General features: G+C 39.7%; 20 protein-coding genes and 1 pseudogene. 2 read left to right on the top strand and 19 right to left on the bottom strand.

Annotated elements, in window-relative coordinates:
• The first annotated feature begins 84 nt into the window (after positions 1-84).
• Complete coding sequence (locus HT732_RS03215; protein ID WP_000767194.1) at positions 85-384, top strand: DUF1827 family protein; 300 nt, start codon at positions 85-87, stop codon at positions 382-384.
• 181 nt (positions 385-565) lie between these two features.
• Here the strand turns inward: HT732_RS03215 and ezrA are convergent, their stop codons facing one another.
• The 7 genes from ezrA to HT732_RS03180 all read right to left on the bottom strand — a co-directional run bounded on the left by ezrA (position 566) and on the right by HT732_RS03180 (position 10,386).
• The gene (ezrA, locus tag HT732_RS03210; RefSeq protein WP_173253935.1) at positions 566-2,293 is read right to left on the bottom strand and encodes a septation ring formation regulator EzrA; all 1,728 of its coding nucleotides are present in this window, start codon (positions 2,291-2,293) and stop codon (positions 566-568) included.
• Positions 2,294-2,374: 81 nt separating this feature from the next.
• Positions 2,375-4,321: a DNA topoisomerase (ATP-hydrolyzing) subunit B gene (gene gyrB / locus HT732_RS03205; RefSeq protein WP_173253934.1), complete on the bottom strand. Its 1,947-nt coding sequence runs from the start codon at positions 4,319-4,321 to the stop codon at positions 2,375-2,377.
• A gap of 14 nt (positions 4,322-4,335) precedes the next feature.
• Complete coding sequence (locus HT732_RS03200; RefSeq protein WP_173253933.1) at positions 4,336-4,899, bottom strand: HAD family hydrolase; 564 nt, start codon at positions 4,897-4,899, stop codon at positions 4,336-4,338.
• 84 nt (positions 4,900-4,983) lie between these two features.
• A complete protein-coding gene (locus HT732_RS03195) occupies positions 4,984-5,538 on the bottom strand; it encodes a DJ-1 family glyoxalase III (RefSeq protein ID WP_173253932.1) in 555 nt (184 codons plus the stop codon).
• Positions 5,539-5,548: 10 nt separating this feature from the next.
• On the bottom strand, positions 5,549-6,772 hold the full coding sequence (locus tag HT732_RS03190; protein WP_173253931.1) for an FtsW/RodA/SpoVE family cell cycle protein: 1,224 nt from the start codon (positions 6,770-6,772) through the stop codon (positions 5,549-5,551).
• 36 nt (positions 6,773-6,808) lie between these two features.
• Complete coding sequence (locus tag HT732_RS03185) at positions 6,809-9,259, bottom strand: bifunctional DnaQ family exonuclease/ATP-dependent helicase (protein WP_173253930.1); 2,451 nt, start codon at positions 9,257-9,259, stop codon at positions 6,809-6,811.
• A gap of 197 nt (positions 9,260-9,456) precedes the next feature.
• On the bottom strand, positions 9,457-10,386 hold the full coding sequence (locus HT732_RS03180; protein ID WP_173253929.1) for a peptidase U32 family protein: 930 nt from the start codon (positions 10,384-10,386) through the stop codon (positions 9,457-9,459).
• A gap of 139 nt (positions 10,387-10,525) precedes the next feature.
• On the opposite strand from HT732_RS03180, the gene HT732_RS03175 reads away from it, so the two are divergent.
• Complete coding sequence (locus HT732_RS03175) at positions 10,526-10,813, top strand: DUF3270 domain-containing protein (protein WP_173253928.1); 288 nt, start codon at positions 10,526-10,528, stop codon at positions 10,811-10,813.
• A gap of 28 nt (positions 10,814-10,841) precedes the next feature.
• Here HT732_RS03175 and ciaH read toward each other — a convergent pair whose 3' ends face one another.
• The 12 genes and pseudogenes from ciaH to metG form a co-directional block, all read right to left on the bottom strand.
• Entirely contained in the window at positions 10,842-12,176 is a 1,335-nt protein-coding gene (gene ciaH / locus HT732_RS03170) for a two-component system sensor histidine kinase CiaH (RefSeq protein WP_173253927.1), read from the bottom strand.
• Positions 12,166-12,840, bottom strand: coding sequence for a two-component system response regulator CiaR (gene ciaR, locus HT732_RS03165; protein ID WP_000590628.1), 675 nt, complete (start codon positions 12,838-12,840; stop codon positions 12,166-12,168). Before ciaR ends, ciaH begins: the two co-directional genes overlap by 11 nt.
• A gap of 107 nt (positions 12,841-12,947) precedes the next feature.
• On the bottom strand, positions 12,948-15,494 hold the full coding sequence (locus HT732_RS03160; protein WP_173253926.1) for a M1 family metallopeptidase: 2,547 nt from the start codon (positions 15,492-15,494) through the stop codon (positions 12,948-12,950).
• 121 nt (positions 15,495-15,615) lie between these two features.
• Positions 15,616-16,056, bottom strand: coding sequence for an ASCH domain-containing protein (locus HT732_RS03155; protein WP_173253925.1), 441 nt, complete (start codon positions 16,054-16,056; stop codon positions 15,616-15,618).
• A pseudogene (locus HT732_RS03150) lies at positions 15,998-16,901 on the bottom strand (putative PEP-binding protein). The gene HT732_RS03155 and the pseudogene HT732_RS03150 overlap by 59 nt, the downstream one beginning before the upstream one ends.
• A 41-nt stretch (positions 16,902-16,942) precedes the next feature.
• Positions 16,943-17,671, bottom strand: coding sequence for a GNAT family N-acetyltransferase (locus HT732_RS03145; RefSeq protein WP_173253923.1), 729 nt, complete (start codon positions 17,669-17,671; stop codon positions 16,943-16,945).
• Positions 17,672-17,808: 137 nt separating this feature from the next.
• Positions 17,809-18,507, bottom strand: coding sequence for a 3-oxoacyl-ACP reductase (locus tag HT732_RS03140; protein WP_049511749.1), 699 nt, complete (start codon positions 18,505-18,507; stop codon positions 17,809-17,811).
• On the bottom strand, positions 18,500-18,736 hold the full coding sequence (locus HT732_RS03135) for a DUF2829 domain-containing protein (protein ID WP_042768384.1): 237 nt from the start codon (positions 18,734-18,736) through the stop codon (positions 18,500-18,502). Before HT732_RS03135 ends, HT732_RS03140 begins: the two co-directional genes overlap by 8 nt.
• A gap of 99 nt (positions 18,737-18,835) precedes the next feature.
• Positions 18,836-19,762, bottom strand: a complete 927-nt coding sequence (locus tag HT732_RS03130) for an aldo/keto reductase family oxidoreductase (protein WP_173253922.1) — start codon at positions 19,760-19,762, stop codon at positions 18,836-18,838.
• Between the two features lie 74 nt (positions 19,763-19,836).
• Entirely contained in the window at positions 19,837-20,652 is an 816-nt protein-coding gene (locus HT732_RS03125; RefSeq protein ID WP_173253921.1) for a hypothetical protein, read from the bottom strand.
• Positions 20,653-20,655: 3 nt separating this feature from the next.
• Positions 20,656-20,976, bottom strand: a complete 321-nt coding sequence (locus HT732_RS03120) for a PadR family transcriptional regulator (RefSeq protein WP_000665422.1) — start codon at positions 20,974-20,976, stop codon at positions 20,656-20,658.
• Positions 20,977-21,110: 134 nt separating this feature from the next.
• Positions 21,111-23,108: a methionine--tRNA ligase gene (gene metG / locus HT732_RS03115; RefSeq protein ID WP_173253920.1), complete on the bottom strand. Its 1,998-nt coding sequence runs from the start codon at positions 23,106-23,108 to the stop codon at positions 21,111-21,113.
• Positions 23,109-23,187: the final 79 nt, after the last annotated feature.

The following is a 23,187-nucleotide window of genomic DNA, read 5'->3' as shown; positions in this document are numbered from 1 at the left end:
TGCTCTTTGATTTTCATCGAGTATAAATCAAGCGACTTTATTCAAAAAGTGCTATAATAGAATTAGAAAATCGGAGGAAATATTATGAAGCTTATCAATACGACAAACTCACACTCGCAACTTGTAAAAAGTCAGCTAGAAAGTACCGATGCAACCCTTGTTGAGGTTTATTCTGCAGGGAATACAGATGTTATTTTCACCCAAGCGCCGCTTCACTATGAAATCCTCATCTCAAATAAACACCGTGCTATTCGTGAGCCTGAAATCGAAACCATTCAAGAATTTTTCTTGAAACGTAAAATTGATAAGGACTCTATTGATGAAGCCAATATCAAGACACTCTACTCAGAGAAATTAATTGGGATTTCTATTCCAATCAAATAAAGAAGTTGAGTAAAAACTCGATTTGAGCGAAAGTCCAATAAGTCTTTCCATAATAAAACGCATAGTAGCAAGATTTTCTACATCTGCTATTATGCGTTTTTATCATTTTGAAATCTTTTGCTAAAGATATTACTATAAAAAAGATTTGATTCTGCTCCTCACACAATCAAATCTTTTTTTATTAAAAACGAATCGTTTCACGTGTTTTCTCATATGAGGTAACAAAGCGATTGGTTACACCAGGCTCTGCCACTTCTAATGCTTGAGAAATCTTGTCAAATGAAGCGTGATAATCAAATTCTTTTTCAAAAATATCTAAAGCTTCGTTAAATGCTTCTTGAATGCGTTCATCAAATGAGCGATAGCGGTTAGAATATTGCAAGAGCTGCTCTGTTAAGGTTGCATATTGTACAATATTATAAGTTTCCGTTTCTAAAGCTTCCATATCATTCGTTGCAATTTCAAGAACTCGGGTAACAGATTCAATGTTAATCATTTTCTGTTCTAACTCAACCATTAAATCCTCGGTATTATTGCTTGCCGTAAAGAATAACTTCAAGAAAGTTTGTGGAATACCTGGAAGATTGCGTTTTTCCATGTATCGCTTGATAGTATGGAGACGATTGACATAAACATTGGCCTTTTGACGTGCATTGATATCATCTTTCTCAATTTGCGTCAGGCGCTCACTAACTGAAATTTGCTCATCTTCAATATCTTTTAGTTGAGTTTGTAAATCCTCAAGATTTTCTTCAAGAACTGAATAAGCTTGGGTTGGTTCTTCTTGATTTGAAGTTACCTCAACAATAGCTGCCTCAAAACTCTCTAATTCTGTCTGAATACGACGAACATGGCTTGCAGCTGTCTCAGGAAGTAAATAGGTCTTGCTCAAACGTGCAATATCTTCTCCCAATAAAGTATTATTCTCTTTCATATGTTGAAGGTAAGTTGGAAGAGTTGCAAGTAGATTTTCCACTACTTTCTGAGCAGCAATTTCTCGAGTAAAAATACCATACAAGGCATTGATTTCCTCTTGTGCCTGTCCATTCTCATACTCGGCATTATCCAATTCCAACTGGCGAATATTCTCTTGGTTTTTCTTGAATGCTTCATAAAGCAAGTGGAAACGCGCTTCAATATCCGTTTCAACAAAATGATAATTAGCATCTAAGAGCTTACGATAACCATCTTCTAAATCTTCTAGTTGATCTGGTAGCTCTTTAGATAATGTTGCTGCAATTGCTGGTATACGATCAACGATATGTGTCAAAGCCAAGATATGATTTTCAGCATTATCCAAAATCACAGCAGCTTCCACAGGGTCACCCGATGAATTCAAGGTTACAAATTGTGAAAATTCAGATTGGATATTTTCTAATTGTTTTTCAATTTCATCCAAGGCTTGACCATACTGTTCTGAATTTTCAGCAACTCTATGCTGAAGTTCCTCAAATAAATCCAAAGCATGAAGAACACGACCGCTATTTTTAGATTCTTGCTTCTCTAAGTCTGCCAAGGCATTGCGAATTTCAGTAATATCTTCTTCAATCAAAGTAATTTGACTCTCAATTTGGTCAATTTGATGACTGGCCTTGAGAAAACGAAATGAATGGTTATAGCCTTCTGCTTCAAAGAGATTATTTTCAATATCGGCAAAAGAGTTGAGAGATAAATCGACCCATTTTTGATTCCATTCACGGAAAGCCACTTGACTTTGTCCAATCAAGTGCATATTTTTTACAGCTTCTACTTCATCATTTACTGGAAGATTGTATAGTTCTTCTTTTCTTTCTTCTAGCGCCTCTAATCTTCCCTCGTTTCGCTTACGTAGAAAGATCGCCACTACATAAGCCAGAACTAAAACGACTGCAATTGCAACCATTAAATAAATTAGTTGTCCATTAGACATATCAAACTCCTTTTTTACTTGAAACAATCGTAATGATTATATCATATTTTTTAGACCAAGGGAACTACTTCTCCCGATTTTTTAGACATCAAGTGTACTATAGACGGCATTTTCTTCGATAAACTCACGACGAGGTTCTACTCGATCCCCCATCAACATGTCAAAGATTTTATCTGCTTCTGCAGCATCGTCCACAGAAACTCTAGCCATCAAGCGATGTTCGGGATCCATGGTTGTTTCCCACAACTGATGATCATCCATTTCACCTAGCCCCTTATAACGCTGAATAGTCGGTTTGGTACGACCTTCACTATAACGGGCTAAAGCTTCTTGGAGTTTGATTTCTTGATCTGCACCTGGCTGGATGTATTCTTTAATCTCGCTTCCAACCTTGACACCATAGATTGGTGGTTGGGCGATATAAACATAACCAGCTTCTAGGATTGGTTTCATATAACGATAAATCAAGGTCAAAAGAAGGGTACGAATGTGGGCTCCATCGACATCGGCATCGGTCATCAAAACGAGTTTTTGGTAACGGGCTTTCGAAACATCAAATTCTGCGCCAAATCCTGTTCCCATGGCTGTGAAAAGACTACGAATTTCTTCGTTAGCAAGAATCTTATCCATGCTAGCTTTTTCAACGTTCAAAATCTTACCGCGGATTGGAAGAATAGCCTGAAATTCACGGTTACGACCAGATTTGGCTGATCCACCAGCTGAGTCTCCTTCGACGATGAAGAGTTCTGTTTCAGCAGGATTGTTAGAAGAACAGTCTGCTAGTTTCCCTGGAAGGTTGGAAATTTCCAAACCAGATTTTTTACGAGTAACTTCACGCGCACGCTTGGCAGCCACACGAGCCTTGGCAGCCAAAATCCCTTTTTCCACGATACGTTTGGCAATCTGCGGATTTTCCATGAGAAAATCGGAGAAGGCATCACTGAAGAGGCGATTGGTAATCTTGACCACTTCGCTATTCCCCAGTTTTGTCTTAGTTTGTCCTTCAAACTGTGGATTTGGGTGTTTAACTGAGATAACTGCAGTTAATCCTTCGCGAACATCTTCCCCAGTTAGGTTGTCTTCATTGTCTTTTAGTAACTTATTCTTACGAGCATAATCGTTGATAACACGTGTCAAGGCTGTACGGAAACCTTGTTCATGCGTTCCACCTTCATGTGTATGAATATTATTGGCGAAACTCATGACATTTTCATGGTAACCAGTTGTGTACTGCATGGCTACTTCAACTGTGATATCATCCATCTCACCGTCTGTATAGATTGGTGTATCAAAGATTACATCCTTGTTCTCGTTGATATATTCAACATAACTAGCAATCCCACCTTCATAATGATAATGCTTGGTTTGTTCCAAACCTTGGCGCTTATCTGTAATTGAAATTTGAAGACCGCGATTTAGAAAGGCCAATTCTTGAATGCGTTTATTTAATTTATCAAAATCAAAGATTGTTGTTTCAGTGAAGATTTCTGGGTCCGGTGTGAAGTGAACTGTTGTTCCCGTTTTATCCGTATCTCCAACCACCTCAAGGTCTGCGACAACATGACCACGACAGTATTCTTGGTAATGAATCTTACCGTTTTTATGGACATGAACGTCTAATTGAGTGGAAAGGGCATTAACTACTGACGACCCTACTCCGTGAAGACCACCTGAAACCTTGTAGCCGCCACCGCCGAATTTTCCTCCAGCATGAAGAACCGTAAAGACTGTCTCAACAGCAGGTCGGCCTGTTTTTTCCTGAATATCGACTGGAATCCCACGTCCATCATCGACAACAGTGATTGAATTATCTGGCTCAATAAAGACTTGAATATGGCTGGCAAATCCTGCCAAGGCCTCGTCAATTGAGTTATCAACGATTTCCCAGACTAGATGGTGAAGACCTTCTTTTGAGGTTGACCCGATATACATTCCTGGACGCATACGAACAGCCTCTAAGCCCTCTAAAACTTGAATTTGACTGGCGTCATAATCTTGTGCCTGCAGATTTTTAATTTCTTCTGTCATCTTTTTCCTTTTTCTTATATGTCTAATACTTGTTTTAAATTCACGATACTGGTAAACAAGTGGGTAGCTAGTCCTGCAGCTTGCCCGGCTTCGATATCAATCGGTCGATCACCAATGACAAGACCAGAGGTAATCTGATACTTTTCTCTTAAATAAATCATGGACTCAGGATCTGGTTTTCTCTTAAAGCCTGAGTTAGAAGTCACCACTTCTGTAAAATAAGCTGCTATAGAGGTTTTTTCTAAAATTTCCAAGACTTGATCATTTCGGTGAGAGACCAAAAAATGACGGCCACCTTGATTTGAGATATCTTTCAATAAATCAGAAACTCCATCAAACAAAATCGGATGTTCAAGCTCTCTGGCTTCATTTTCCTTGTATTTTTCTAAAAAATGCTCTAAGTTGGGAGCGAATGTCTCAATCGCAAAATCAGTAGAAACCTTTAAAGCTTGATAGACACTATCGTGGTCTTGTGTGATACCATACAGTGCCAATGTTTCAACAAATGCAGCTGTTGAAGTTTCATAATTATCCAGTAAAGTTCCACCTAAATCCCAGATATAATCGTGATATTTCATACCCTTCATTATAGCATTTTTTTATGAAAAAAGCGATGATTTCCCTGATTTTTCCACATAAAAAACGAGAGAATAACTCCCGTTTTACTGATTTTTACCAAAGACATCTCGATAGAGCATTCCTGTTCGTAAAGTCTCTGCGTCTCCTCCTAGTTGCTCCACCAACTCGTAGGCAAAGGCAAGAGCTGTCGAAGGGCCCCGACTGGTTGTCAACTGACCATCTACCACTACCGTTTCCTTGACATATTGACCATCAAGGATTTGCTCTTGAACACCGTCATAACAAGTGTATTCCTTGTTTTTCAATAGCCCTGCTTGATTGAGGGCTATTGGCGCCGCACAAATAGCTGCCAGTTTCTTCCCTTCTCGTTCGAAACTTTGCAATTCTTGCATCAAAGCCTGATTATCGCGCAAATGTGCAGAACCAGGCATCCCTCCAGGAAGGACAATCATATCATAGTCTGATAAATCACCATCAAAGACACGATCTGCTCTTACTTGGATTGCGTGCGATCCTGTCACTTGCTCTTCAAATCCTACCATATCACAAGTAATATTTGCACGACGCAAAACATCCACAACTGTCAAAGCTTCAATTTCTTCAAAGCCCTGAGCTAACATAACGGCTACTTTAACCATGATTTTCTCCTTATTTGATTCGTTTTAATACAACCTTTTTCCTCTTGAATCGGACTTTTCCACTCTTTTCTTCAGCTAGATTGGTTTGATAACTCATCGATAAAAGCAAGCCAACACCGATCAAATTACTGATAATAGCCGATCCTCCTTGCGAAATAAAAGGCAAGGGAATCCCAGTCAAAGGAAGCAAGCCCGTCACAGCACCGATATTCTCAAAGATATGGAAGAGCAACATCATAATCAAACCTGTGGAAATATAGGTGTAGAACTGGTTATTTGATCTAAGAGTAATCTTTAACATACGGTAAATCAGCATGAGATAAAGGGCAATAACAAGGACAGAGCCAATAAAGCCAAAATCCTCTGCGATAACCGTGAAAATCATATCTGACTCACGAACTGGAATAAGCAGATTAGAAGCATTAAATCCCTGACCAAATAAGCCACCACTCCCAATGGCAATCTGCCCTTGAGCCTGCTGATAGGTCGTTGTTTGAGCAAAATCAAAAGGATTAAGCCAAGCCAAAATACGGTTGATTTGGTAAGTCGGCATTCCCAATTGATGGAGAAAAGCCCGGCCGTCCTTGCTGATAAAAACAGCTAAGAAACCAGCAATTCCTGTTACAGCAGTCACAAATACTGGGATAATAATTTTCCAAGAAACTCCTGATAGCAAGACGATTCCTGAGAAAATGGCTACAAAAACCAAAGCCGTCCCCAAGTCACTTTGAAGTGCTAAAAGAACTAGGACTGGAATGGTAAAGAGAATCATCCAGAAAATCAATAAGAAGTCCAGCGGAACTGTGCGTCTCCATTCCTTATGTTTTTTGGTAAACTGGACAATCACACGAGCCAACATGAGGATATAGGATATCTTCATAAATTCTGACGGTTGGAACAAGGTAACACCATTTACCGATACCCAGTTTTTGGCACCCGTTGATGCAACTAAGCTTGGATTATAAAAGACAATCGGCAAGACCATAAGTCCCAAGCCTAAAATATATAGAAAGGGGGTCACTTTCCAAAGAAATTCTGTATTAAAGAGCATGACGATAAAACCAATCACAAGCCCCAAGGCGATCCAGGCGACCTGCTGCCCTAAAATGGGCAGAATATTGTTTGGATAATCATGACTAACAGCTATATAGATAGCCACCACGCCAATAACCAGTAGAAAAAATACTGGCAATAGCAAACTATAATCGACTCTAGAGTCGAGAGAACGTTTCATATACACTAACCTTATACTTTCATACAATACTATTTATCAAAGTTCATTTAAAAAATTATCAACAGCCTCATCAACTTCGGATCGAGAGACGGTTTTAACAGTCGCTTCTTTTGCTAAAGAAGTCACTATTTGCTTGCCATATCGTTTTCCGACGATTCTTCTATCCAGAATGAGGGTTAAAGAACGTTGGTGTTCGCGTCTCATACTTCTTCCCAAAGCCTGTTTTAAACGAATAATGGCCATTGGCAATTGATAATCATAAAAGGCATTTTTCCCTTCTTGAATCAGTTCCTGATTGATTTTTTTCATCAAGGGCTCTTGGGGATTTTGGAAAGGAAGTCTTGGTACAACTTGAATCACAAAAGGATGACTTGAAAAATCAACTCCCTCCCAGAAACTTGCTGCACCAAGCAGGATTTGTTGTTCACCTTTTTCAAAGCGTTTCTTCAGTTGATGAACATCCCCATTTTTATACTGGGCCAAGTGACTAACTGGAAGTAAATCCGATACTGCTAGAAGCATGTCTTTAGCGGTAAAGAGAACCAAAATCGGTTGCTGGAAAGCTTGAATTTCCACTAGTAAAGCAGCTACCTCTTTGGCGTAAACTTCTAAGGAGGTTTCTGTTACCAAGGGGAAATCTTTGACCAAGACCACTTCTTGATCCTGTTTTTTACCAGCTTCAACCTTGACAAATTTAGCTTCAGGATAGCCTAAAAGGTCTGCCAAAGAAACCCTCTGACTAATCTCAAGAGTAGCCGATACTCCCAAGACTTGGCAACTCTCAGGAAGTAAAGAAGATAGGAGAATACGTCCTGATTTCGTAGAAGAAATTTGAACTTTCTTTTGACTCGTTTCAATTGCTTCAAGCCAGTAATCTCGGTCAGCTGTAAAATAGCGAACCAGCTCCTCAAAGCCTTCTACCTCTAATTCTGAAAAATACTGATGGAGATTGGTCAGAGAATCCAAGATATTTTTCCTAGATTTTCCAGACTGAAATTGTTCTATCAAGTAGAGGCACTCAAAGCGAATACTTTCTAGTATTCGTTGCTGGACCTTATTTTGCTCCTCCAGTAAAGCCTTATCAAGCAAATCGACAATAGACTGGATATCGTAGGTCTCTTGAAGCAGATTTTCTAGAGCTAACAAAATCTTTTGAACTTCATCAATAATCAATAAACGGTCACTGACAAATTCAGGATTATCTTCAAGTCTGGTTACAAGATAGGCATGATTGGTCACTAAAAGCTTGCAGGTTTGTGCCCTTTCTTGACTACGTTTCCAAAAATCTTCCGTCACAAATAAGCTCTGGGATGATAAATTCCCGTCATGACGAAGATCTGTCAAAAAATGTTGATAACGGTAGAGTTGACCAATTTCATCCAAATCCCCGGTTTCTGTCTCTGTCAACCAGACCAAGAGTTGCATTTTAAAACGTCTAAATAAGCGATTTTCATCATTTTCCTGCAAGGAACGATAAAAGGCATCCAACTTCAAATAATTTTGAGGCCCCTTTAAACTATGAATATCTGTATGGAACACTTCCTTGAGACATTTCCCTTCTTCTTCCATGATTTGATTTTGAAGAATCTTTGTCGGAACACTAAGGACAATTTGTCGCTCTTTGGCTTGAGATAAAGCGGGTAAGAGGTAGCCATAAGTTTTCCCAATCCCTGTTGGCGCTTGAATTAATGAGACAGGCTCATCTTTCAATAGCAAGCCAACCTCTTTAGCAAAACTTTCTTGTTCCTCCCTCACTTCAAGGTTCAACAGAGAAATATTTTTAGAAAAATCTTGAGATAGTTTTCGTGGCTCCAAGAGAGCTGCAGTTTTCTTGAAATATAGTCCTTGAACTTGGACCAAATCTGAAGAAGTCAGGATAGATTGGTTGCGATAAATTTCCTCAATAACCAAGTAGGACTCATATAAGAGAGCGTCAGCCATTTCCAGCAAGCGTTCCAAGAGATCTTTCGGAAGCTGTGCCATCTTTTCCCGTAAAAACAAGAGTAATTCCGCAGTGGCTTGGGCATCTGAAAGGGCTGTGTGAGCGTGTTTAAGAGGAATTCCTAATTCTCGACACAATATCGGCAAACTATATTTTTCCAGTTCAGGGAAAAAGACCTGAGCCAATTCGACCGTGTCAACACGAGGATTTTTTAGTTCATAGCCTTCAAAAAATAAATTTTCCGCCAAAAGATTGGCATCAAACTGAACATTGTGGGCTACAAAAATCCCATCCTTCACCAAGTCAAAGATTTTTCTAGCAACTTGCGAAAAATCAGGTGCTTGCGCCAGACGTTGGTCTGTCAATCCTGTCAGTTCTTTGATATGAGCATCTAAGGGTTCATGTGGATTGACATCCGTCGTATAGTGATCGACGATTTTTCCATCCTCAATCACAACAATTCCCACTTGAATAATTTTAGCCTTACTACCTGTGCTAGTTGCCTCTAAATCCACCACAACATAGCGATTACCAATCGTTTTCATTATAAAAAATTATACCAAAAAAAGAGCCATTTGGCACCTGCAAACATGGGATAATTTTCAAACTCAAGAAGGTTACTTTTCTTAAAAATCCCAGCAAACAGAGCATTCTAGCCTGCTAATTTTTTGAAAATATTGAAGAATAAGAAAAATTGAGAGAAGAAATTTTAAGTCTTCCTTCTCTCAACGAATCATTTACTTTATTTAACCATGTCAGGATCGTAGTCATAAAATCCTGTATCAAGGAAACGGTTTTTAGGGTGTAACTTGCGCACTTCTTCATCTAGCAAGAAGCCTTGGTCATGGCTAAAGTTGCCCTCTTGGATTAAGCTACGCGCTTGGATAAAGAGTTTTGCAATCTCAACAAAGTTCTGACCAGGAGTGTAGAGCCCTTCTAGTTTCCAGTGAGTAAAACCATGCTCCACCAATTCTGTCAATTTGGTCATCAAATCGAGGTCATTGTTGGCAAAGATGTGGGTCCCATGATTGTCTTCAAAAATGGAATAGTGGCTCTCTGGGTCACTTGGCTCAGCCAAGAAGAGGTCACGCTTGCGAGTCTTTTCATCATCGATATGCGTAAAGTTATAGTAGTTTTGCAAGAGCGGACGTTTAGAATGGTGAATAACACTAGCACCATACACCAAAACTTCAGCAGGAATTTCCAAAATCTCTGGCATTTTGAAAAGTTCAGCTGATGGAATTTCACGCGCCAAAACAGCCTCAGATGCGCCAGCCTTTTGTCCCCAGAAGTTAATCTGGCGACTGCTAGTTACCATAGTCGAAGCATCGTAGATGGTTTTAAAGGAATAACCATCGCGGTTGACTACGTAAAAAACACCTGCATCCCCAATCGTAATGTAATCGGTCTTGATTTCTTCCAAGAAATCGAGGAAAGGCTTGATACGGTCCATCATATCTTGGTGCATGAGGGCATTGACCGCAACAATCAATTCCTTACCAGCATCATGAACCAGCTTAGCGATTTCACGCAATTGGTCATGACTAAAGGTTGTTGGTAGACGAAGGCCAAAATCTTTCTCACCGACATATATACGGTCTACGCCAGCTTCGAGCAGTTGTTTAACTTGTTCAATACTTTCAGCAGTTGCTGTAATAATAATCTTTTCCATAAGGAAAATTATACCACAATTCTCAAAAATCAGCCATTCTTTGAAAATGAAAAGGGACTTTATTCTTTTTGTAACCTTTCTGTAATAATTCTCTGCTGAAAAAATGATAAAATAGGTATGTACTGTTAAGGAGAGAATAATGCCCGCAAGAAAATTACAATCCTATGAGGTAGACTATCAAGAAGAATTAAACCAACAACTTCCTCATTATCAAGCTTATACACCTGAAGCACAAACTGATAGCAATCTCAAAGAAATTTTATTTTTTGTCAATATCGCTGTTTTTTGTATCTGCATTGCCATCTTTAGTTTTATCTTTTTATCATTAAAATTAACAACTGTGCTCGCCTTACCTGCAGCAATAGTATCCAGCTTACTTGTTTTAAAAGTCCAACGCTCTATTATCAAACGAAAACTTAAAAAATAAACATATCGCCCCATCTGGAGCGATATGTTTATTTTTTCTTTTTAGATGGTGTGTGGATGGCAATCTTCACTTCAAAGATTGTTCCTTTCGGTTTATTATCTTTGACAGTAATGGTTCCTTTTAAAGCATCTACAATTTGCTTGGCTAGGGATAATCCTAAACCGAAACCACCTTTTTGACGGGTTCTAGCCTTGTCCACTCGATAAAAACGATCAAAAATTTTCTTCTTATCTTCTGCTGAAATACCGACTCCATTATCAGAAACCAGTAAATACAGATTGCGATCGGTCGCCGAGATAAGAAAATCAATCTCACCATCCTCTTCAGTATACTTGACGGCATTATCGAAGAGAATCGTCATCAACTGCTTCAAGAGCAGTTGATCCGTCACAATCGGACGATGGATCCGATTTTCAAAACGGAAGACACGATCATTTTCCGACGCAATCATCTCATAGTTTGTGAAAGTTGTATTGAAAAAACTGGTTGGAACTTCTGCAAGTTCCGGCTTAATCCCATCATCTCTCCGAGCTAAGTTCAACAAGTTCGTTGTCAAAAAACGCATATTTCGGACTTCTTCCAAACTCGATGCAATGCTTTCGCTCACATCCATAATGGTAGCTTCTGGCTTACGGAAAAGGGTCTCTAAGCGATTTTGCAAAACTGCAAGTGGAGTCCGTAACTCATGACTGGCATTTTCCACAAAGGACTGTTGCTTCTGCATACTTTCAAGTAAAGGACGAACACTAACCCGAGCTAGATAGAGACTGGCAAGCAAAGACAAAATCCAGAAACTTGCCATCACAACGACAATCAATTGCTCATGCTTTTGACTGGCCTGCTCCAACTGACTGGTATTTATCAAGACAGCAGCATACTTGATATTGGTTGAAACCGAACTGATATTGGTTTCCATCAAAATCATGCGATAGATTTCTTCTTGTCCATAGCTATTAAAAACCTGAATCTGATAGATATGGCCTAGTTCTTTTTTCTCTAACTTAATCTTATCCAATCCCAAAAATCGATTTCCAGAAAGGAGCTGTGTAAAATTCTTATCAAAAAGAATAACCTCCGTATTGGAACTGACATTGGGTTTTATCTCAGTCTTACTAGTATCTGTAGCGGCATTCTCTAAGTCTTTAATCTCTTCTGTTGCCCTATTTACAGCAAGCTGAATAACTGCCTGAGGATTTTCACTCAGTCCATAAAGCTTATCATCCACCGAAGTATAAAGACTCGAATGCATGACCTGCAAAATAATCAGAGTCATTGTAGAGAAAATCAGAGTGAAGACACCAAAGTTGCGGATAAAATAACTAAAGTCATCCGCATACCATGTTTTTTTTAGTTTACTGAACATCTTTTAAAATATACCCAACACTGCGCAAGGTTTGCAAATTCTCTGCAAAAGTGGTTCCTTTTAATTTCTTACGGACTTTTGAAACATAGACTTCGACAACTGAAATCGTTGTATCACTATCAAATCCCCATAGACGATCAAAAATCTGCGTCTTAGGCAAAATAACATTTTGATTTTGAAGGAAATAAACTAGTAAATCGAACTCTTTCCCCAGCAATTCGACAGTAGTATCTTCAACCTTAACGGTATTTGTTGATAAATTGATGAGAATATCTCCATAAGATAGCGTATTTTCATTAAACTTACCTGAACGTTTGAGTAGGGCCTGAATCCGCATCTTGAGTTCTTCTAGGTAGAAAGGCTTGGTCAGATAATCATCCGCTCCCAGTTCAAATCCATGTCCCTTGTCATCCAAACTTTCCTTAGCGGTCATGATCAGAACTGGTGTCGTAATTCCCTTTTCACGCAATTCTTTCAAGACTTGGAAGCCATTTTTTTCAGGTAACATCAAATCGAGCAAAATCAAGTCATAGACGCCACTCTCAGCTTCGTAGAGACCTTCTTCCCCATCAAATACCTGCATGACATCCGCAAAATCGTCTAAAAAGTCAAATACTGAATTTGACAGGCCTAGGTCATCCTCAACTAATAAGATTTTTATCATGAGAAACTCCTCCTTATTACAACCATTATACCAAATTTGCCTTAAAAAAACTCAACTCTCTGCAATTTACATGAGAGAGCTGAGTTTTCTTTTTATTTTAGGCTTATTTATGCGTTTCCGTATTGAAGAACGACTGCTTCCACTGCAGCTTTTTCACGGTTAATCAAGTCAACACGCGCTGCAATTTCCTTGATTCCCATACCGATGTTACGGCTAAGAGCAAGGTCAGAAAGTTGTGGCTCAAAGAATTCCTTGTACTCTGCCAAGCGTTGCTGAGTCTTAAATACGTGAGCAGGAAGGATAACAAAGCTATCAAAGCTCATATCTCCACCAAGAGCTGCCTTAATCCAAGCCCAGTTTTCACGCGCCCAAGACCAAGCTGTTTCCTGAGTTGCTTGATGAGCTAGGAATTGGTAATACCAAGCAGACAAGTCTTGTGGTTTCACCACAAATTTGTCCTTCCAAGCAGCGATCAAGGTTTGGATATTGTCCGCATCTGTACTGTAGGCAAGAGCAGCTGCCAACTGACGTTTAAAGACAGCATCTGTTGCGTGCGTATAAGTGTCAAGATAAAGTGCTAACAAGTCTTTAGTCTCATGATGTTTCATCTCATTGATCAGAACTTGTGAGCGAATAGCTGCTGGAAGTCCTGCAAGATTCTCCTTGTGAGCCGCGAAGATTTGGCTAGCGACTTGACTAGCTTCTGCATTATTTGAGCGAATCATCATAGAAATGGCCAACTGACGAACCAATTCATCCTCGTCTGATTCTCCGTCTTTAGCTTCAAAACCAAGACGGTCATAGTTATGACGAGCCAATTTAGCAACTAGTACTTTGAAGGCTGTCTCAGCTTCTGTTCCTTCATCGATAAAGCGCTCAAGGGCAGAAATTACTTGAGAAACAGCTGAAACGACAAGGTAAGACTCTTCCTTGGCAAGTTTATCAAGGACTGGGAGCAAGTCAGCATAAGAAATGTGCCCTGCTTCAGCAAGCAGACGACGTTCTTGGACGATTTGTAGTTTGCTTGTGTTATCAAGCTCAACTAGGTCAGCAAGAACTGCATCCAACAAGTCTCCTTGATAGTCTGTAATGTAGTGGGCTGTATTTTCTGTGTTGAGACGAAGTGCTGTTTTGTTTTCAGCAAGAAGGGCTGCGTAGCCAGGGATTTCGATACTTTCTGTTTCAAGTGTATCAGGCAAGCCTTTCCAGTTACTATTCAGTGGCACAACCCAGAGACGGTTCTTGTCTTCGTGCTCACCGATGAAGAATTGTTTTTGTGAAATCTTCAAAACATCATTTTCAACTTTAACAGTAAGAACTGGATAACCAGGCTGTTCTAACCAAGAATCCATGAAGGCTGCGACATCACGTCCTGACGCTTGACCAAGGGCATCCCAAAGGTCACGACCAATTGTATTGCTGTACTGATGTTTTTCAAAGTAGGCATGCAAACCTTTAGCAAAAGCAGCATCTCCTAGCCAACGACGAAGCATGTGCATGAGACGGCTTCCTTTAGCATATACGATAGCACCATCAAAGAGCGTATTGATTTCATCTGGATGTTTAACTTCGACGTGAACAGACTGTACGCCATCAGTCGCATCACGTTTCAAGGCAGACGGAACACCACCTGTTTGGAAATCTTCAAAGATATTCCAACTTGGCTCAATGGCATCCACACAGACGTATTCCATCATGTTAGCGAAGCTTTCATTGAGCCAAAGGTCATCCCACCATTTCATAGTAACAAGGTTACCAAACCATTGGTGAGCCAATTCATGGGCCACAACAAGGGCAACTTGTTGACGGCTGGCAAAGGTAGAGTTCTCATCTACAACCAAGTAAACTTCACGGTAAGTCACAAGACCCCAGTTTTCCATAGCTCCAGCTGAGAAGTCAGGAAGGGCGATATGGAGAGATTGAGGGATTGGATACTTGACTCCGTAGTAATCTTCGTAAAACTCGATGGAGCGAACAGCGATGTCCAGTGAGAAATCAAGGTTAGATAGTGGGTGAGCTTTGGTTGAGTAGACACCTACAAGAGTACCATTTTTAGTTTTAGCCGTCACACCTTGCAAATCACCCGCTACAAAGGCTAACAAGTAAGAAGACATGCGAGGTGTTGTCTCAAACTTCCAGATACCTGTTTCCTTACGGTTTTCAGCATCGATTTCTGGCATGTTAGACAAGGCCAATTCACCTTCTGCTTGGTCAAAACGTAGAGAAAGGTCAAAAGTCGCTTTGGCTTCAGGTTCATCCACACATGGGAAGGCTTCGCGCGCAAAATGGCTCTCGAACTGAGTAGACAAGACTTCCTTCTTGACTCCATCAACTGTGTAGTAAGAAGGATAAATCCCTGTCATGTTATCTGTAATTTTTCCTGAGAAAGAGATAACCACTTCAACTTGACCTGCTTCTGCAAGTTCAAAATGAAGGGCTTCATTATCATGGTCAACTGTAAATGGACGAGCTTGACCTGCAACTTCTACAGAAGCGATTTCCAAGTCTTTTTGGTGGAGGGAAATGCGGTCACTCTGTGCTTGACCAGTGATGGTTACCTTCCCTGAAAACGTCTTGGTCTCACGACTCAAGTCTAAAAATAAATCATAATGTTCAGGAACAAATTGCTTAATAAAATGTTCAACTGCTTGCATAGTTTTCTCCTATTCTAAGTTTAAGAGCTAGAGCTCTTCTTCAAACAAACTTATTATAACATGTTTTGCCTAAGAAAAAAGGATTGGACAGCGATTTCCAAAACTTTCTTCCTTCTGCAGTCTACAGTGGGTAGACCTTGCGAAATTCTTCTAAAACAACCTTGCTTTCAGGTGTAAAATTCTGTCCTGCCTCCCTCATCCACTCTGTGAAAAAGTCCTCATGAACCTGACGCCAATAGGCTAGGGATTTGTCACCTTCCCCTTCCTTAAAGGCATGATCAGCAGAAACTTGATTGAAGGGCTGGACAGAAACCTTTGTAATTTCAACAATACAGACAGCCTGATTTTGACTGTCTAAAATGACGTCAAAGGTTCCTACTTGCGGAAGGGGTTCATCTTCTAGTGCGTAGAGGTCATAGGCTGACGCTGTTGCTGTCTTTTCTCCTTTTAAAACCAAATCTGCCAAGAGATCTGCTTCCACTCCAAAAGCCCAAGCATCGATTTCATCTCCAATCGAAGGATTGATTTTCTTGTAGGCATTCCACATTTCTTGCGGTGTCATAGGTATCTCCTTTGTAATTTTTTACTTTCTTCTTTTACACGTTTGAGGTGGTCTGGATGGCCAATTTCTAAATCAAAAATCTCCGGAATAGAGCTATAATGGAGAATGCATTCGATATCCATCTGATTCATTTTTTGTATGAAAGAATCATTCAGATAGCCTGCTACAGCAAAGTCAATCTTTTTCATCCTTGCTTTATCCTGCATATCTCTTAGCATATCTAACATTATTGGATTTTCCATATCATGCCATTGACTGTTTCTCACAGTCGCAAAAATGAAAGAAGTCAAATCATTCATTCCAACTACAATCTTTGAAATGCCCGTTTCCAGTATCCTGTCTAAGTCAAAATAGGCTGACGGTAATTCAATCATAGTGCCGACTTTACCAGTAAAGCCATACTGACGCAATACTGTAATAGCTTGCTTTAACTGCTCAGCATCATTGACAAAAGGAAAGATAACAGATAGATTGGGATTGGTTTGATAAACTTCTGTAACAACATTTGCTTCAGCCTGAAATTCATTCGGACACGCCAGTAAACGCCTAGTCCCTCTATAGCCAAACAAGGGATGCCCTTCGTCAAAATACTCTTTAGTCCCCACTAAACAATTAGCTTCTGTATTCGTTAATTCAGAAAAACGATACCAAACTTTTTCATCTGAGTACAGGGAGCAGATAGTCTCTAGATAATCTTTTACAAATTGCTGACAACTTGGTAATAGTATGTTTTGGTTGAGCTCTCTCAACAAATATTCCCCACGAATCATGCCGACGTGGTGAAATAGTTGAGGATAAATTTTTTCATCAAGTTTTTCGCCACTAAAGGCAAGTTGATTTCTCATGTCCATTCACCTCGTCTTAAAAGATATAATATCATATATAATTATGTGAAATTTTCCTCTAGTTCAAAAGCTTCATAAGGTTCAGCTAACTCATATCCTAAAAATTCTGCTACTTTTTTGGAAGCCTCGTTATGAGCATCCCAAAGTGGAAACATATCTCTATTTAAACTCTCTAGAATCATTGCAGCACCAAGCTTTTTAGCAAATCCATTTCCTTGTTCGTTTGGTCTAGTTGCAACTTCCACTTCAACTGCTCCACGGTAAACTAACCCTGAGGAAATCCCAGCAATCAGTTCATTATTTTTAAGAATCACAAAGCCAAATCCACCTTTTAAAACAAAATCCTGATAGGACTCAAAATCCCCCTGTAAATCCTGTGACCATTCTTCCGTAGAAAAGCAGTTATAAATATGATTATCAATAGGCACAATATTGTAATCTTCCTCTAAATGAGTAACTAGATCATTTAGAAATTTAACTTGAAAATTTGCCTTATCTTTAAAAGAATAGCGAGTAAAAGAATTTAGCCCCACTTTTCGATGCAGAAAATCTTGCCAATTAGTATTTTCTGAAATAATAATCTTATAATCTAAACCATATTTTCTAACAAAATCTTCCCAAAATCTGGAATCCAACTCCCCTGCCAGGTATAGAAAATTCCCAACATCATAAAAGCTTGTTGTCCTATCATTGTTTCGGTAGACAGTTCCAATTTGAGATTTAAGACCATAGAGAACCATATTTTTCTTCCATGTTTTAAATAGTTCCATTATCCCCCTACTTCACCTTCCAATTCATGTAAGAGGTCTTGTCCAATTCTGGAAATCCTAATAACTCTGCTTTGATCTTCAAGACTAACTGCGATGCATTCTCTTCTGTGATTTCTTGAATATCCATCCAAATCCTCCTACTTCAAAGACCAGCCACCATCTATTGTCAAAATTTGCCCCTGCATGGCAGATGCCTTTCCACTGGCCAAAAAGAGACTGACTTCTGCCACTTCCTCTGGTTTAATCCAGCGCTTGATTGGTGTTTCACTAGCAACCCAGTCAGCTAAGCCGCCTGGCTCAAAATCCGCAGCGGTCATAGCCGTCTTGACTGCTCCCGGAGCGATACCAAAGACCTGAATCCCAGCCTCAGCATAGTCTAAAGCCAACTGCTTAGTAAAGCCAGCCAAAGCATGCTTAGAGGAAGTATAGGCGTGACCACCTCCACCTGCTAGGCTAGAAGCAATGGAACACATATTGATGATGATTCCCTTTTTATTTTCCAGCATTTGTGTCAAATAATAGCGAGTCAACTCAACAGGAGTCACATAGTTAATTTCAAAAATCTCTTGAATTTCCTGGGCTGATTGTTCCAATAGGGGTTTATAAGCATCCAACACTCCAGCAGTATTGCACAAAATATCTACCTGAGGACACCAGTCAAAAATTGGCTCCAAGTCCAAGGTTAAATCTCTCTGTAAAAAGTGAAAATCACCCTCTAAGAGTGGATTTTTATCTTGGTCAACTCCATAAACTTGATAACCATTTTCTAAAAAGAGTCGAGCCTGAGCCAGACCAATGCCTGAACTCACTCCTGTAATGAGTACACGCTTAGTCATGCACTTCTACCCAATCCGTCGCCAAAACATCACAAGGTGTCGGGCTCCACATGGAAAATCCTTCTCCTTCGCCAGAAACGTTAATCAAAAAATAAGGAGTTACCTCTAAAGCCACACCATTTTGCTCGATGGTATCAAAGAGTTGGACATAGTTTTCAGCACCTCCCCAACCAGTACGTACATATTTTTTCTTAGTCTTTAACCCAGGTAGAATTTCTTCAAATGTCATGTTTATCTCCTTTAATATCAATAATTCTTCCCTTCATTATAACAAAAAAACCGCTTTAAAACGGCTTTTTGACTGTGATTTATTTACATCTGCTTCTACTTACGGCAAATTATTCCCTGCAGCAAGATAAATTTCATACCATTCTTTTCTGGTTAAGCTAAAGGTTACCGCTTGGCTAACTTCTCTCAAGTGCTTAGGATTTGTTGTACCTACGACTGCCTGCATTTTGGCTGGGTAGCGTAATATCCAAGAAATGGCAATAGTTGAAGAAGTTACTCCATATTTAATAGCTAAACGCTCAAGTACTTGATTTAAAGCTTGAAATTTCTCATTGCCAACAAAATTCCCTCTAAAATACCCGAATTGTAAGACAGACCATGCTTGAATGACCACATCGTGTAATTGGCAATATTCAAAAATGCTGCCATCTCGCATAGCTGCTTGACTATCTTCCATATTAACATGAAAACCTGATTCGAATCCTGGAGTAAAAGCCGCACTCAATTGTAGCTGATTAACAGCTAACGGCTGCTTGACATCTTTTTTAAGAAACTCCATCATCATGGGATTTTGATTAGAAACTCCAAAATTTCGAACCTTACCTTGTTTATAAAGGAGATCAAAGGCTTCTGCTACTTGGTCAGATTCCATCAAAGCATCTGGTCGATGAAGAAGCAAGCTGTCCAGATGATCAATCTTCAATCTTTGCAAAATACCGTCTACTGATTTTATAATATAGTCCTTAGAAAAATCAAAATAGGTAAATTCTTCTATGCGAATGCCACATTTGGACTGAATCCACATCTTTTCTCTTAAATCTGGACGATTTTTTAGGACAAGACCTAACAGTTCTTCACAACGACCACGACCATATATATCAGCCAAGTCGAAAGCATTGATTCCAACAGAAAGTGCTGTTTCTACAAGCTCTTCAACTTCTTTTACAGACTTATCTTTTATTCTCATCATTCCGAGAACAATTTCTGATAATTCTTTGTCATCTTGACCAAGAGTTATGTATCTCATCAAATTTTTCTCCTTAAATTTCTAACATTCTTCCCTTCATTATAACAAAAAACCGCTTTGCAACGGCTTTTTGACTATATTTCACTCCATTTTATCTTCTTAAACCCACGGAAAAAGAGAAAGATTCCGATAAAGAGGACAGCTAAAGGAATGATTTTTGTGAAGAAAACATGTGAAATGCCCATCCACGCATAATAACGGAGCAGAGAACCTACAATAAGATGGGCAACAATCATACTGACAAAGGGATGAAAGACCGCTTCTTTCCAATTCCAAATACTGATGACTAGAGAAAGCGTAAAGACAAGGAAACTATCCCAGGGAGCAGGAAGATAAAAGGCCCCTTCTTGTATGAAACTTGCCATTCCTACATATCCTAGAACAACTAGAAGGACAAGAATCCCAACGACAATATAAGTGCCAATTTTCATCTTAGGAGAATCTTGGACTAAACTCCATCGTAAGATTGTAGCCACAAGCCCAAATCCAATCAGAAAAAGAAGAAGTTGCCCTAAAAAAGTAAGCAAATTGACTGTTAAGAGAGGACCTTTAGAAAAATCACCCAGTAGATGATAGTAACGTAATATCGCTAGGACAAAAATTGGTGTTAAAAGGGACTCCTTGATAGAACTGCGTGGTGCTTCCTTGAGAATCTCTTTCATTATTTTTTTAGGATTCTTACCTAAATAATCCTCTGCACTCATGCCATCTCGTTCTGCTTCTGAGAAATCTAACATCATCAAATAAATCTGCTCTCTGAGATAGTCTTCATCATAGAGAAATCCAGCAAGATTAAAACTATCCCACAGCTCCTCAAAATACTTTTGATTCTCCTCAGAAAACTCATGCAGCAAAGCGCTTGTTTCTTCGTAATACTTTATTTTCTTCATGGTTTACCCCCCATTCTTAATCCCTTCAACTTTTTGACTTAAATCGTCCCATTGTTGCCAAAAGACCGAGACACGCTCTTCTCCTTCTTTAGTTAACGAAAAATACTTCCGATCTGGACCATCTGGCGACGGGCGCATGTCGCCTCTTATCCATTGATTTTTTTCTAACTTTTGCAACAAAGGATAAATAGTTCCTGGAACGATAGTATCAAATCCAGCCTCTCGCAAAGTCTGAACCAACTCATAACCATATCGCTCTTTTTGACCAATCATATCCAAGACACAACCTTCAAGAACACCTTTTAATAGCTGAGTTTCCTTCATCCCTTCCTCCTTCTAATCTATTTTGTAATACCTACTAGTAGCTTCATCTATAATATACCACTTTCACACTAGTTTGTAAAGCATAATAGTTGAAATAAAAAAACAGAACTAGCATGAACTAGTCCTGTCTATTGTTACCCAATCACACTTCCATTTGGTACAGCTGGATCAACTGTGAGAAGGGTTAATTTTCCATCATGTTCAGCTGATAGGATCATACCTTGGCTGACATATTTCTTCATCATTTTACGAGGTTTAAGGTTAGCAACGATTTGAACTTTCTTGCCGACCAATTCTTGTTCATTTGGATAGTATTTTGCAATTCCTGAAAGAATTTGACGATCTTCACCATCACCTGCATCTAGGCGGAATTGAAGCAACTTATCTGAACCTTCTACTTTAGACACTTCTTTGACTTCTGCGACACGGATTTCGACCTTGTCAAAGTCTTCAAACTTGATTTCTTCCTTGTTTAGTTTGAGTTCAACTTCGTCTGGGTTCCACTCTTTTTCGACTGCTGGTTTGTTGCCTTCCATTTGTTCCTTGATATAGGCGATTTCTTCTTCCATATCCAGACGTGGGAAGATTGGTGTTCCTTTGGCAACTACCGTTACACCTGCAGGGAAATCAGCCAAGCTCAAGTTTTCAAGGCTCGCTACTTCTTCCAAGCCAAGTTGATTCAAGACTGCACGACTGGTCTCCATCATAAACGGCTCAATCAAGTGAGCTACAACACGAAGGCTAGCTGCCAAGTGGCTCATAACACTTGCCAATTGATCGCGGAGTGCTTCATCCTTGGCCAAGACCCATGGAGTTGTCTCATCGATGTATTTATTAGTACGAGAGATCAGAGCCCAGACTGCTTCTAAAGCACGTGGGTAATCAACTGCTTCCATGTGGGTATGGTAGTCAGCAATTGATTCAGCAGCTACTTGAGCAAGAGCATTGTCAAATTCTGTCACGTCCTCTACATAGGCAGGAATTTGTCCATCAAAATACTTGTTAATCATGGAAACAGTACGGTTGAGGAGGTTGCCAAGGTCATTAGCCAATTCGTAGTTGATACGGCCTACATAGTCTTCAGGAGTGAAGGTTCCATCTGAACCAACTGGAAGGCTACGCATGAGATAGTAACGAAGTGGATCTAGTCCATAACGCTCTACCAACATTTCAGGGTAAACGACATTCCCTTTAGACTTAGACATTTTGCCGTCTTTCATGACGAACCAACCGTGGGCAATCAAACGATCTGGCAATTTGATATCCAACATCATAAGAAGGATTGGCCAGTAGATGGAGTGGAATCGAAGGATGTCTTTTCCTACCATGTGGAAGACTGTTCCATTCCAGAACTTGTCAAAGTTACCATGTTCGTCTTGACAGTAGCCAAGAGCTGTCGCATAGTTGAGTAGAGCATCAATCCAAACGTAGACAACGTGCTTAGGATTAGATGGTACTGGCACACCCCATGTAAAGGTTGTACGAGAAACTGCCAAATCCTCTAAACCTGGTTCGATGAAGTTGCGAAGCATTTCATTCAGACGACCATCTGGAGTGATAAACTCAGGATGAGCTTTGAAAAAGTCTACCAAACGATCTTGGTATTTGCTGAGGCGAAGGAAGTATGATTCTTCAGAAACCCATTCCACTTCGTGACCTGATGGAGCGATTCCACCAGTTACATTTCCAGCTTCATCACGGAAAACTTCCGCAAGCTGGCTTTCTGTAAAGAATTCCTCATCTGAGACTGAATACCAACCAGAGTATTCACCCAAATAGATATCATCTTGAGCAAGCAAGCGCTCAAATACTTGAGCTACTACTTTTTCATGGTAATCATCCGTTGTACGGATGAATTTATCGTATGAGATATCCAGTAATTGCCAGAGTTCTTTGACTCCAACTGCCATTCCATCAACATAGGCTTGAGGTGTAATGCCAGCTTCTTCTGCTTTCTGCTGGATTTTCTGACCGTGCTCATCAAGACCTGTCAGATAAAAGACATCGTAACCCATCAGGCGTTTGTAACGGGCTAGGACATCACAAGCGATGGTTGTGTAGGCAGAACCGATATGAAGTTTCCCAGATGGATAGTAAATCGGCGTTGTAATATAAAAATTCTTTTCAGACATAATTTTTCCTTTCCAGGCAAATGAAACCTGTTTTTCTAACACTTCATTATATCACATTTTTAAGGATTTTCGATAGGGA

This window comes from Streptococcus sp. 5346, assembly GCF_013277455.1.
In the GTDB taxonomy this organism is placed as follows: Bacteria; Bacillota; Bacilli; order Lactobacillales; family Streptococcaceae; genus Streptococcus.
This window is presented reverse-complemented; position numbering and strand designations above follow the sequence as displayed.